This window comes from Limosilactobacillus vaginalis DSM 5837 = ATCC 49540 (assembly GCF_000159435.1).
Lineage (GTDB): Bacteria > Bacillota > Bacilli > Lactobacillales > Lactobacillaceae > Limosilactobacillus > Limosilactobacillus vaginalis.
Window position 1 is genome coordinate 212,896 of sequence record NZ_GG693413.1, and the last position, 11,967, is coordinate 224,862.

Here is an 11,967-nt window from a genome sequence, read left to right on the forward strand (position 1 = left end):
ATCAAAGGGGGAAAGTATGCTAGTTAAATATCGGAAAGATTATGAAAAAATTGCAATGGGTCTCCTATCTTTTCTTCCAGAGTTACGGGATTACGATCAGCTAGCAAGCGCAATTAAGTTTTCTTTAGATAAGAATTACCAGATATACTTATGGAAAGACACTGAAGATAATCACTTCATTGGGATTATTGTTATAGAAGTAGGAGAAAAGTATGTCTTGGTTCGTCATCTTTCTTTTACACCAACTGATCGCTCCGGAAAAAATGTTTATGCGTTATTAACTGCAATTCATGAGCAATATCAAGATTGCCGTTTAATGGGAACGTTAAAAACACAACCACTAATATCAAATTGGGAGCGAAATAATGAAAAATGATCAAGAAGTGATCCCACGGTATCCTTTTCAGCCTACCTTAAAGATTGGTGGCTTTGAAGGACCGCTCGATCTTTTGTTACACTTAATTCGTCAGTCAAAAATGGATATTTATGATATTCAAATTGAGCAGATTACTCAACAATACTTTGATTATTTACGGGCAATGAAGAGTCACCAACTTGAAGTAGCTGGTGATTATTTTGTGATGGCGGCAACATTAATGAATATAAAAAGTCGTTTATTGTTACCACAACCGGAAGAAGAGGTAGAGGAATCAGATGAAGAAGTAGCGGACCCGCGGCAAGAACTGGTCGAACAGCTATTAGAATACCAACGATACCAAAAAGCAGCCGCTCATTTAAAAGATAAAGCTGATTTTCGACAAGCTGAATATACCAGGCCGGCAATGCATGTTCCTACTGAAATGATTGCTCAGCACGTTGAACCTGGGGTTACCCTTGGACAGCTTCAACGAGCATTTGCAGATGTTCTTAGGCGACGTCAGTTAACCGCACCGGTTCATGAGACGGTAGCAGCGGAAAAAATTAGTGTTGCTCAACGGATGAACCAGGTCTTTACAACTGTTAAGCAAGCAGCAACGAGGTTTAATGATCTATTTGCTGGTCAATGTACCCGTGATGAGCTAGTAACAACTTTTTTAGCAGTTTTAGAGTTAACTAAGCATCAGGCGATCTCTGTTCATCAAGACGAGCTATTCGGACCGATTATTTTAGTGGAGGGATCAAAGAGTGAACAATATCGAGCCAACAAACCTAGCCAAGATTGAGGGACTTCTTTTCATTAGTGGGGATGAAGGGATTACGTTAGGCGACTTAGCAAAAATTACTAGTTTTATGAAGCCGGCTGTGCTTGGATTGCTTCAACAGCTAAAAACAAGATATGAAAACGATCCTGATTCGGCATTGGTGTTATTAAATAGTGGCGATACGTATCGGCTAGCAACTAAACACGAGTTGTCTCCGGTTATTAAGCATTATTTTGAAGTGCCGTTGACGATCCCGCTAACACGAGCACTGTTGGAGGTTTTAGCGATTATTGCTTACCGCCAGCCAATCACTCGTTTGGAGATTGATGATATTCGCGGTGTTCAAAGTTCAGGTTCACTTCAGAAATTAATGGTTCGGGGACTGATTGATACTCATGGACGATTGGATGCTCCCGGAAGACCATTTTTATATGTAACAACGGATAGCTTTTTAGATTATTTTGGCTTATCTTCGTTGAAGGACTTACCACCATTAGCTAAACAAGAAGATCTTGATTTAGATGATATGAATGGTGACTTATTCTTGGAAGCGTTACAGGCACGACAGAAACAGCAGGAGGAAGAAAATGGAACGTCTACAAAAAGTAATGGCTGAAGCAGGAGTAGCATCGCGACGGGCTTCAGAAAAGTTAATTGCTAGCGGTCACGTTCAAGTTAATGGAAAGACCGTGACAGAAATGGGAATTAAGGTTAGTGAACATGATGAAGTTGTGGTTGATGGTGTTCCGTTACACCGGGAGGCCCATGTTTACTACTTGCTGAATAAGCCCCGTTCTGTCATTACGAGTGCTCACGATGATAAGGGCCGGCGAACCGTTGTGGATATTTTGAAGGAAGAAGGAGTAGCGGAACGAGTCTACCCAGTAGGAAGGTTGGACTATGATACAACTGGTATTCTACTATTGACTAATGATGGAGAGCTTGCCAATCGACTAATGCATCCCAAATTTGAAGTGGAGAAAACATATATCGCAAAGGTTCGGGGGATTGTTAATAATAATGATCTGAAGCAATTAAGAATTGGGGTTGAGGTCAATGGACGGTTAACCAAAAAGGCGAAGAGCCGGTTAATTGAAACTGATCACAAAAAGCAGACTAGTTTAGTCAAGCTAACAATCCATGAGGGGCGTTACCACCAAGTTAAGCTAATGTTTGATGCAATTCACCATCCCGTAATAAAGCTTCATCGCGAAACCTATGGTCCATTGGATCTCAACGGCTTGCAGTCTGGTGAATTTAGAGAACTGAAACAAGATGAGGTTAAACTCTTAAAGAGGATCAGTAAGTAGAATGTCAAGCGTTGACAGCTTGAAAAATTACTTGTAAAATATAAGTGTAAAATTTAATAGAAATTGTCTTCAAGGCGGGGTGAAATTCCCGACCGGCGGTATAGCCCGCAACCCATTTCAATGGTTGATCTGGTTAAATTCCAGAGCCGACAGTATAGTCTGGTATGCAGAAGATTCTACTACACTTATTTAAACACGAATTATAAAATGCACGTTGCCGACGGACAAGTTAGGTGGCGTGCATTTATTTTATGTTTAGATAATTTTGAAGACAATCTCAATAGGAGGTTGTTATTGATGGTTACGTCTCATCAAAAAGTTCACCAAATGGTGGGTGTTTGTTCACTAAGCGCGTTGGCGTTTATTTTAATGTTGTTTGAATTTCCCATTTTACCGGTTGCTCCTTATCTTAAAATGGATTTTTCTGACTTACCGGTATTGATTGGCGGCTTTATCTATGGCCCTGCTGCCGGGGTGATGATTGCTTTCTTGAAATGCTTAATCCACGCAATGACACGAGGCTTTTCTGCTGGCGAATTGGTTGGAATTCTTGGTAACTTTCTATCATCATTAGCATTGCTGCTACCATTCTGTTGGACGTGGAAGCACAAGTCGTGGTCATTCAAGCGTCAATTATGGTTAGGGAGTATTTCGGCAACGGTTACTTTAGTTGTAGTGATGGCCCTATTAAATTGGTGGGTACTAACACCGCTATACATGGCACTGTGGAATTGGAAATCAACCCTGCCGATTCCGGAACTAATTGCGGTAGCTGTTATTCCGTTTAATTTGATTAAGGGGGTTCTTGTTTCAGCTGTCTTTGCACTAGTGGCTATTCGTTTAAAGTCATGGCTTAATCAAAAGCAGCTTGAACAATAGTAATTAAAGATTATTAAGATCAGAATTTAGTGTCTCATTAAATACGGGCATTAGAGACTGGTCTTTTTGCTTATTTAAAGATAATCTAATTTTATTTCAGATCATTTCCACTGCTTTTCGTTATAATTAATTAGAGTGGAGAGTGAAAAAATGAATGATTTCTTGTTAAGCTTCTTTGATGAACATCAGCCACGACGGATTAGGGTGATTGAAAATACGTTAAAGAATCGCCGAACAGTATCAACCCTCTTTTGGGCTAAACAGTACGGCATCCTTAAATGGACGGGGGCAGAGCGTTCATTAGAACGAAAGCAGGTTGAAAATTCCATTGCAGAATTAGTTAAGGCTAACTTAATTCAGCGAAATCCTGATGGACAAGTGCTGTTAACTACTTTAGGAGTTTTGAGACAAGAGGAGTTAGCAGGTGAACAGTATCAGCCCTATTTCTTTGATTGGTACTGGTTAGCTAACACGCGACGGATTGAGCAACGGTTACTGCTTGGTATACAAGTGGTCTCGGAATTGTCATACCATAATCGTTATTATGCTCCGGTAGTTAACGAATACCATGAACAACAAATTGTAAAACGATGGGTTCTTAGCTGGCGTGGAAACATAATTAACGATCTGGTGCAGGAACTTAAACTATTTGGCGACTCGTTGGAAAGTGCTGATGAGCGATTGGCTAATTATTTCTTTTATTCACTCATTGGTCACCGAATTACTGGCAAAAATGCTATGCAGCTCAGTGAGCAATTGGAACTTCCTGGTTATCAATTACCAGTTATTAAGCAGGATGCCTTACTAGCTATTGCTGCATTTGCGAATAGCTATCAAGGAGTTTTAAATCGTTTATTAGTGGATCTGCTGGCAAAAAGTCCATTAAGTCAAAGTGCTAATCAAACGTTACTGTTGTATCAACAAGGAATTTCAATTAGTCAAATCGCCAAGAAAAGGAGAATCAAGGCTAATACTGTTCGCGAACACTTGTTAGAAGCTGCAATCGTTCATCCTGATTCGATTGATTGGGAGCGATCCTTGCCAGTAAGCATTCGGAGCCAATTAGCTAAACATTATCAAGGAAAAATGAAAGACTGGCAATTTGATCCAGAAATCGTCCCAGGAGGACCAGCAGCGTTCTATTACTTCCGTCTCTATCAATTATATGAGGAGAGATTAAATGATAAGTGATCGACAACTGTTAATAAAATTAAATGAGCAATTTGGCTTTACCGCTTTTCGTGACGGTCAGCAGGAAACCATTAAGGCGATCCTTAATCATCAGGATACTCTGGCAATTCTACCAACTGGTGGTGGGAAATCATTACTTTACCAAATGCCGGGATACTTATTGCCCGGGACAGTTTTGATTGTGTCACCGTTAATTTCTTTGATGCAGGATCAGGTTGATCGTCTTCACCGTTCTGGAGAAAAACGAGTCCTAATGATTAATGGTCAACTAACTGGTAAAAGTCGTCACCAGGCCTTACAGCGTCTTTCTTCGTTCAAATTTATCTTTACTTCACCAGAATCACTCGCTAATCCTGAGATTATTAATAAGTTAAAGAAAATTCAGATAACGTTGTTTGTTGTTGATGAAGCTCATTGCATTTCGCAGTGGGGGCCTGACTTTCGCCCAGAATACCTCTTGCTTAGTTCGGTGCTGAAGCAGCTTGGTTCACCAACGACACTTTTGCTAACGGCTACGGCAACTCCGGAAGTACGTCAGGATATTATTCAAAAGATGGGACTACAGGGGGATGCAGTTACTCAAGTAATTCGTTCTGTAAATCGTCCCAATATTTATTATGCAGTAGAACGTTTCATATCCGTTAATGAGAAGGAGCAGTATCTAATTGACCTAGTTAATCGATTAGCAGGTTCTGGAATTATTTATTTTGCAAGCCGTAAATTAGCTACGCAATTTGCTGAAACGCTGAACCAGAAAACAAAGAAGACCGTGGCTGCTTATCATGCGGGAATTGCTCCAATAGATCGCTACCGCTTACAGCAACAGTTCATGGATAACCAGGTACAATTAATTTGTGCCACAAGTGCTTTTGGGATGGGAATTGATAAGGATGATATTCGCTTTGTCATTCATTTTCATGAACCGGCAAATTTGGAAAGCTATGTTCAGGAGGTCGGACGGGCAGGTCGTGATGGCAAGCCAAGTCTAGCATTGCTTCTGTATTCTCCAGGTGATGAACAGATTCAACAAACGCTAAACCATATTGAACTTCCTGATAAGGAATTATTAAATGCTGTAAGGGAAAAGCGCCAGCCCAGTAGTGTATTGGGGGATAATCGAGAATTATTTACCTTTTACTTAGAACACGGCTATAATGGTGAAACAATTATAAAAGCATTTAAAAACAGGCAAATAAGTCTGAAAAATCATTTGAATTGGATGGCAAGATACGTTAATAATACTAAATTATGTCGACGACAGATGATTTTAGAATACTTCGGTGAACGGCTGGCTAAGCCCCAAGTACCATGTTGTGATATTACTGATGAAACGTTGCTTCAGCGGTTTGAAAAAAACGATGATAGTCAAACCAAGCACATACATTCAATAATAAAACTAAATTGGCAAGAACGACTTTATCAGTTATTTAATATTAATCATAATAAAGAAAACTAGACATTTTATGATTATTTGCGCTACAATCAGAATGTTAATTTTATAAAAGGAGGGGCAACCATGAGTGAACGACGGGAAGAAAGTCGTGAGGCTAATGACAAGCTATGGGATAAAAAGTTTGCTGATAGTGAAGATTTAGGTAGTGATGGTCACCTGTCACGAACCGAACATCGGCGACAAAGAGAACATAATTCTACTATTACCACTGTCTTGATCGTTTTAATAATTATTTTGGCGGCTATTCCGCTGATATACTGGGTTAACCATAAGCAAACGATGAATCATCCGGTAAGAACTGAACGGTTAGCACAGTCACAATCAACTAAAAAAAAAGCCCAGCCAAAGAAACGGGAAGCCAGTTCAAAAAAGCACAATTCTCTGAGTTCGTCTAGTAAGGCTAATGAGAGCTCGGCAACAAGTATGAGTAGTTCTTCATCGCTTAGTACAAGTTCTTCCTCATCGGTGAGCCAATCATCAAGTATGGTTCGCTATGCTACTGTTCCTCGTAACGGTAGCTTATATCGTGTTGCAACACAGAACGGAATTTCTGTTAATGAATTAATGCGGTTAAATGGTTTAACCCCAAATGCACATTTAAGACCGGGGCAACAGTTAAGAGTTCGGTAAATGAGGAGTGAATTGAATGACGATGGGATTACAGGTTGCAATTGATGGACCAGCTTCAGCGGGTAAAAGCACCGTTGCTAAGCGGGTTGCTAAGAAGTTTGGGTATGTTTATTGTGATACGGGCGCAATGTATCGAGCAGTTACTCTTGCCGCTTTACAGCAAGGACTGTCAATGACTGATACCGAAAAGATTAGTGAACTAGCAAAACAAATAAAGATTACCTTTCAACCAGCAGAGCCAGAGCAGCGAGTGTTTATTAATGGTCAGGAAGTAACACGAGACATCCGGCTTCCTAAAGTTGCAAAAAATGTTTCGGCAGTTGCTGCGATCCCAACCGTGCGTCAGGAAATGACAAAACAGCAACGGCAAATTGCAGCTGAAGGCGGAATCGTAATGGATGGTCGTGACATTGGAACGACTGTTTTGCCTCATGCTCCAGTCAAAATTTTTATGGTGGCAACTGCCCATGAACGGGCACGGCGCCGTTATTTAGAAAACAAACAAAAAGGGATTACGACTACAAGCCTAGAAGAGCTACAGCGGGCAATCGAGTTACGTGATCAAAAAGATTCAACGCGGAAGGTTTCCCCGCTAACTCAAGCTAGTGACGCTATTCGATTAGATACAACTAATTTGACAATTGATGAGGTTGTTGCAGAGATTAGTAAAATAATTAAAAAAACTGAAAAACATTTAGCATAATTACTGGAAATGTGAGCGCTCATCTAGTAAAATGTTTTTTAGAGTTGATTGTCGCAAGGAGGATTTTTTTTAATGGCTGAAAACAACGAAAACAAAAACGATATGTTAGAAGCTCTTGATAGCATTGAAACTGTAAAAGTGGGTGATGTTGTTAAGGGTGAAGTATTGGCAATTGATGATGATCGCCAAGCTATCGTTGGTATTAAAGATGCAGGGGTTGAAGGTGTCGTCCCTGCTAAGGAATTATCAACCAAGCCAGTTGAAGACATCAATGACGCAGTTAAAGTCGGTGACGAACTTGACTTAGTAGTTATTTCTAAGATCGGTAACGACAAGGAAAATGGTAGCTACTTACTTTCACACCGTCGTCTTGAAGCACGTAAGGTTTGGGATGACGTTCAAAAGAAGTTCGATGCTGGTGAACACATTACCGCTAAGGTTACCCAAGCTGTTAAGGGTGGCTTAGTAGTTGATGCCGGAGTACGTGGCTTTGTCCCTGCTTCAATGATTACTGATCACTACGTAGAAGACTTGAACCAATTTAAGGGTCAAGAACTTGAATTCAAGATTATCGAAATCGAACCTAGTGAAAACCGTCTTATCCTTTCTCACAAGGAAATTGTTCAAGCTCAACACGAAGAAGCAGCTAAGGAAATCTTTGCTAAGCTTCAACCAGGCGATGTTGTAGAAGGTAAAGTTGCTCGGATGACTAACTTCGGTGCCTTCATCGACCTCGGTGGTGTTGATGGTTTGGTTCACGTTTCTGAAATTTCTTATGATCATGTTGACAAGCCTTCAGATGTATTGGAAGCAGGTCAAGAAGTTAAGGTTAAGGTCTTAAATGTTGACCCTGAACGTGAACGGATTTCACTTTCAATCAAGCAAACATTACCTGGACCATGGGATGATATTGAAGAAAAGGCTCCAGAAGGCAGTGTTCTTACTGGTACTGTAAAGCGGTTAACCAGTTTTGGTGCTTTCGTTGAAGTTTTCCCTGGTGTTGAAGGTTTGGTACACATTTCTCAAATCTCTCACAAGCACATTGCTACACCAGCTGATGTATTGAAGCCTGGTCAAGAAGTTAAGGTTAAGGTCTTAAATGTTGATCCTGAACATCAACGTCTTGGTTTATCCATGAAGGCTCTTGAAGAACGTCCAAAGGATGAAGAAAACAACGGTAACGAAAACCGTGGCCGTCGTCCTCGTCGTAACAATAACCGTAACTTCATGAACAACGCCCCTGAAGAAGAAAGTGGCTTCTCAATGGGTGATTTAATTGGTGATCAATTAAAGGGCTTGAAGTAATCGAGACCACATAATTAATTTAGAAAGGGGTATGGCATTTTGTCATACTCTTTTTATTTCAAATAAAAGAAGGAAGGTGTAAAAATGGCAAATCCAGTTGTTGCGATTGTTGGTCGTCCAAATGTCGGAAAGTCGACATTATTTAACCGAATCGCTGGTGAACGGATTTCTATTGTTGAAGATACACCGGGAGTTACCCGAGACCGAATTTATGCCCATGCTGAGTGGCTAGGCAAGAATTTTAACCTAATTGATACTGGTGGGATTGAAATTTCTGATCAACCTCTCCTTACCCAAATCCGTCAACAGGCAGAAGTGGCAATTGATGAAGCAGATGTCATCGTTTTGGTTGTTGATATTCAAAACGGTGTTACTGATGCTGATGAGCAGGTTGCTAAGATTTTATATCGTTCAGACAAACCAATTGTCTTAGCTGTCAATAAAGTTGATAATCCAGAACGGCGGAGTGATATTTACGATTTTTACTCATTAGGTTTGGGAGAACCTTACCCAGTTTCTGGAGTTCACGGTGTTGGGGTCGGTGATTTACTTGATGCGGTGATTAACCATTTCCCTGAAACGGCTGATAATGAAGATGATGGTACTATTCACTTTAGCTTAATTGGCCGGCCTAATGTTGGTAAGTCCTCGTTAGTGAATGCTATTTTAGGTGAAAATCGGGTAATCGTCTCAAATGTTGCCGGAACAACGCGGGATGCTATCAATACTCGCTTTACGGCTAAGGATGGTCGTGAATTTACGATGATTGATACAGCCGGGATCCGGAAAAAAGGAAAAATTTATGAAAACACTGAACGTTATTCATTAATGCGGTCAATGCGAGCAATTGATGATAGTGACGTTGTTTTAGTGGTATTAAATGCTGAAGAAGGAATTCGTGAGCTTGATAAGCATATTGCCGGCTATGCTCACGAAGCAGGCTGTGGAGTCATTATTGTTGTTAATAAGTGGGATACAATCAAGAATAAAGACCACCGAACAATGACTGATTTTACAACTTTAATTCGGAATGAATTTCAATACTTAAGCTATGCACCAATTATTTTTGTTTCTGCAAAGACTCAACAACGACTAAATCAACTGCCAACAATGATTGAAGATGTTTACGATCATAGTCGTCGACGGATTCAATCAGCTGTCCTTAACGATGTCTTGATGGATGCACTAGCTGCCAACCCAACGCCAACACAAAATGGGCGTCGGTTGCGGGTATACTACGGAACCCAGGTTGCTATTCAGCCACCAACATTCGTCATTTTCGTCAATGATCCTGACCTAATGCATTTTTCGTACCAGCGTTATTTAGAGAACCAAATTCGCCGGGCGTTTGATTTTACGGGGACACCAATCCGGATTATTAAGCGAAAGCGTCAGTAAATCATTCAATTTAGTTATAAATTTCTGAAAAAAGGGTGAAAAAGCCTATAAACCGCTTGTCATCAATGTTTCACTATGCTAATCTTAACAATGAAATTATACGAGTACTTCGTATGTTTCGTTAATTTTGGACCACTCAAAATTAACATTTATTCATTGGTGTAACTATTTGGTAGTTGCATTAGATGTTGGAGGTGAAATTAAATGGCTAACAAAGCAGAATTAGTAAGTAATGTTGCAACCGCAACTGGTTTAACTAAGAAGGATGCTACTGCTGCTGTTGATGCGGTATTTAGCTCAATCCAAGCATCATTAGCTAAGGGTGAAAAGGTTCAATTGATCGGCTTCGGTAACTTCGAAGTACGTCAACGTGCTGCTCGTAAGGGTCGCAACCCACAAACTGGTCAAGAAATCCAAATCCCTGCAAGCAAGGTACCAGCATTTAAGCCTGGTAAAGCTTTAAAGGATGCTGTTAAGTAATTCCAAATTACTTGATAAATATCTAAAGGACTGTGAACATTATTGCTCATGGTCCTTTTTTGATGTGGCTAACAACTGTTTTTAGCTTAACTATGCTAAGATAATTAGTATGATGGGTAATGCTAGAGGAGGAAAATAATGACTTATTCTGAAAAAGTGTTAGAACAAATCCAAGCCGGCCAGATGCCAGCAGCTCAACAATCCTTTACCGAGGCCCTGGCTAAAGATAGTGATGATATGATCTTTAGTTTAGCTGAGGAACTATATGGAATGGGCTTCCTACACCAAGCTCGCCAGGCTTACCTGCACTTATTGGCTAAATATCCGAATGAGGATGAACTACGGGTTAATTTAGCGGAAATCGCAGTTAGTGAGGGCCATAATGACGAAGCTTTATCTTACTTAGCTCAAGTCCAGCCTGATTCAGATGCTTATTTGCAATCGTTACTAGTTGCAGCCGATTTGTACCAAACAGAAAATGAGTATGAGGTTACGGAAGAAAAGCTGAAGGAGGCTTACCGAATCGCCCCTGATGAGCCAGCGGTCCAGTTTGCCCTTGGTGAATTTTACTTTATGACCAGTCGTTTTGATGAAGCTATTCAATATTACTTTGAACTGATCCGGAATGGGTATACTGAGTTTGCCAAGGTTAACATTGCTGGACGGTTGGGAATTTGTTACGCCCAAAGTGGTCAGTTTAAGCAAGCGTTAGGGTACTTAAAGCAGGTGAGCCCGGAATACCGGACAAGTGATATTCGATTCCAAACCGGTTTAACTGAATTACAGCTGGGAGAAACAGCCACTGCAATTAAGACATTTGACGAACTAATTCAGGATGATTCTCAATATGCTTCTGTTTATCCTGAGCTTGCCAAGGCTTATGTTAAGGAGAATAAGTATCAGCAAGCCCTCAAGACTCTCCAAGAAGGGCTAGCGGTTGATCAGTATAATGCTCGCCTATACGCTCAAGCAGCCGAAGTAACCAGCCATTTGGGTAATAATAAACTCATGGATGAGTACCTCAAGAAGGCCCATGAGCTTGATCCAGATAACTTAACGATTAACTTAGATTATAGTAACTTTCTTCTTCACACCCATGATGACGAGGGGAATATCAAACTACTAGAACCATTAATTGAGGAAGACGAGGTTGATCCGCAGATTTACTGGAACCTCGCTCGTTCATACCAGCGCTTGGAAAAATTTGATCTTGCTGGCAAGTACTATCGTGAAGCAGCAGTTACTTATAGTGAAAACCCAACTTTCTTAAAGGAGTTAGTCAACTTCTATCGGGAGTCCGGTGATACCGAGCAAATGGTTGAAGAATTAAAGCATTACCTTAAGCTCGTGCCAACAGATGATGAAATGCAAGAACTGCTGGATGAGTATGAAGAGTATTAAAATAAATGAATAAAGCAAACAACCCAAGATTGAGTTATGAACTTTACTGTAATTTCGTTAAAAACAGTAATAACT

General features: G+C 40.4%; 13 protein-coding genes and 1 riboswitch. All 13 genes read left to right on the plus strand.

The features are described 5' to 3' along the window. Positions 1–16 precede the first annotated feature (16 nt). Positions 17–376 (plus strand): hypothetical protein, encoded by a 360-nt coding sequence (locus tag HMPREF0549_RS04200; RefSeq protein ID WP_003717008.1) that lies wholly within the window; start codon positions 17–19, stop codon positions 374–376. Further along, complete coding sequence (locus HMPREF0549_RS04205) at positions 366–1,163, plus strand: segregation and condensation protein A (protein ID WP_003717009.1); 798 nt, start codon at positions 366–368, stop codon at positions 1,161–1,163. The genes HMPREF0549_RS04200 and HMPREF0549_RS04205 overlap by 11 nt, the downstream gene beginning before the upstream one ends. Beyond that, positions 1,126–1,758, plus strand: coding sequence for an SMC-Scp complex subunit ScpB (gene scpB, locus HMPREF0549_RS04210; RefSeq protein WP_003717010.1), 633 nt, complete (start codon positions 1,126–1,128; stop codon positions 1,756–1,758). The genes HMPREF0549_RS04205 and scpB overlap by 38 nt, the downstream gene beginning before the upstream one ends. Beyond that, positions 1,730–2,452: a pseudouridine synthase gene (locus tag HMPREF0549_RS04215; protein ID WP_003717011.1), complete on the plus strand. Its 723-nt coding sequence runs from the start codon at positions 1,730–1,732 to the stop codon at positions 2,450–2,452. The genes scpB and HMPREF0549_RS04215 overlap by 29 nt, the downstream gene beginning before the upstream one ends. 61 nt (positions 2,453–2,513) lie before the next feature. Then, positions 2,514–2,631, plus strand: a riboswitch (FMN riboswitch). A gap of 118 nt (positions 2,632–2,749) precedes the next feature. After that, on the plus strand, positions 2,750–3,331 hold the full coding sequence (locus HMPREF0549_RS04220) for an ECF transporter S component (protein ID WP_040531155.1): 582 nt from the start codon (positions 2,750–2,752) through the stop codon (positions 3,329–3,331). Between the two features lie 150 nt (positions 3,332–3,481). Beyond that, positions 3,482–4,522 (plus strand): helix-turn-helix domain-containing protein, encoded by a 1,041-nt coding sequence (locus HMPREF0549_RS04225; protein WP_040531157.1) that lies wholly within the window; start codon positions 3,482–3,484, stop codon positions 4,520–4,522. Next, on the plus strand, positions 4,512–5,978 hold the full coding sequence (locus tag HMPREF0549_RS04230; protein WP_003717014.1) for a RecQ family ATP-dependent DNA helicase: 1,467 nt from the start codon (positions 4,512–4,514) through the stop codon (positions 5,976–5,978). The genes HMPREF0549_RS04225 and HMPREF0549_RS04230 overlap by 11 nt, the downstream gene beginning before the upstream one ends. 60 nt (positions 5,979–6,038) lie before the next feature. Beyond that, a complete protein-coding gene (locus HMPREF0549_RS04235; protein ID WP_003717015.1) occupies positions 6,039–6,605 on the plus strand; it encodes a LysM peptidoglycan-binding domain-containing protein in 567 nt (188 codons plus the stop codon). Positions 6,606–6,621: 16 nt separating this feature from the next. Beyond that, positions 6,622–7,308, plus strand: a complete 687-nt coding sequence (gene cmk / locus HMPREF0549_RS04240; protein WP_003717016.1) for a (d)CMP kinase — start codon at positions 6,622–6,624, stop codon at positions 7,306–7,308. Positions 7,309–7,380: 72 nt separating this feature from the next. After that, positions 7,381–8,613 carry a 30S ribosomal protein S1 gene (gene rpsA, locus HMPREF0549_RS04245; RefSeq protein WP_003717017.1) on the plus strand — a complete coding sequence of 411 codons (1,233 nt, stop codon included), beginning with the start codon at positions 7,381–7,383 and terminating at the stop codon, positions 8,611–8,613. 84 nt (positions 8,614–8,697) lie between these two features. Continuing rightward, the gene (gene der, locus HMPREF0549_RS04250; RefSeq protein WP_003717018.1) at positions 8,698–10,011 is read left to right on the plus strand and encodes a ribosome biogenesis GTPase Der; all 1,314 of its coding nucleotides are present in this window, start codon (positions 8,698–8,700) and stop codon (positions 10,009–10,011) included. A gap of 204 nt (positions 10,012–10,215) precedes the next feature. Next, the gene (hbs, locus tag HMPREF0549_RS04255; protein WP_003717019.1) at positions 10,216–10,491 is read left to right on the plus strand and encodes a non-specific DNA-binding protein Hbs; all 276 of its coding nucleotides are present in this window, start codon (positions 10,216–10,218) and stop codon (positions 10,489–10,491) included. A 138-nt stretch (positions 10,492–10,629) separates the two neighbouring features. Next, positions 10,630–11,892, plus strand: a complete 1,263-nt coding sequence (locus HMPREF0549_RS04260) for a tetratricopeptide repeat protein (protein ID WP_003717020.1) — start codon at positions 10,630–10,632, stop codon at positions 11,890–11,892. The last annotated feature ends 75 nt before the right edge of the window (positions 11,893–11,967 follow it).

Bases quoted from the DNA above. Each gene is read 5' to 3' on its own strand.
- HMPREF0549_RS04200 (WP_003717008.1), top strand. From the start codon at position 17: ATGCTAGTTAAATATCGGAAAGATTATGAAAAAATTGCAATGGGTCTC.
- HMPREF0549_RS04205 (WP_003717009.1), top strand. From the start codon at position 366: ATGAAAAATGATCAAGAAGTGATCCCACGGTATCCTTTTCAGCCTACC.
- HMPREF0549_RS04215 (WP_003717011.1), top strand. From the start codon at position 1,730: ATGGAACGTCTACAAAAAGTAATGGCTGAAGCAGGAGTAGCATCGCGA.
- HMPREF0549_RS04220 (WP_040531155.1), top strand. From the start codon at position 2,750: ATGGTTACGTCTCATCAAAAAGTTCACCAAATGGTGGGTGTTTGTTCA.
- HMPREF0549_RS04225 (WP_040531157.1), top strand. From the start codon at position 3,482: ATGAATGATTTCTTGTTAAGCTTCTTTGATGAACATCAGCCACGACGG.
- HMPREF0549_RS04230 (WP_003717014.1), top strand. From the start codon at position 4,512: ATGATAAGTGATCGACAACTGTTAATAAAATTAAATGAGCAATTTGGC.
- HMPREF0549_RS04235 (WP_003717015.1), top strand. From the start codon at position 6,039: ATGAGTGAACGACGGGAAGAAAGTCGTGAGGCTAATGACAAGCTATGG.
- cmk (WP_003717016.1), top strand. From the start codon at position 6,622: ATGACGATGGGATTACAGGTTGCAATTGATGGACCAGCTTCAGCGGGT.
- rpsA (WP_003717017.1), top strand. From the start codon at position 7,381: ATGGCTGAAAACAACGAAAACAAAAACGATATGTTAGAAGCTCTTGAT.
- der (WP_003717018.1), top strand. From the start codon at position 8,698: ATGGCAAATCCAGTTGTTGCGATTGTTGGTCGTCCAAATGTCGGAAAG.
- hbs (WP_003717019.1), top strand. From the start codon at position 10,216: ATGGCTAACAAAGCAGAATTAGTAAGTAATGTTGCAACCGCAACTGGT.
- HMPREF0549_RS04260 (WP_003717020.1), top strand. From the start codon at position 10,630: ATGACTTATTCTGAAAAAGTGTTAGAACAAATCCAAGCCGGCCAGATG.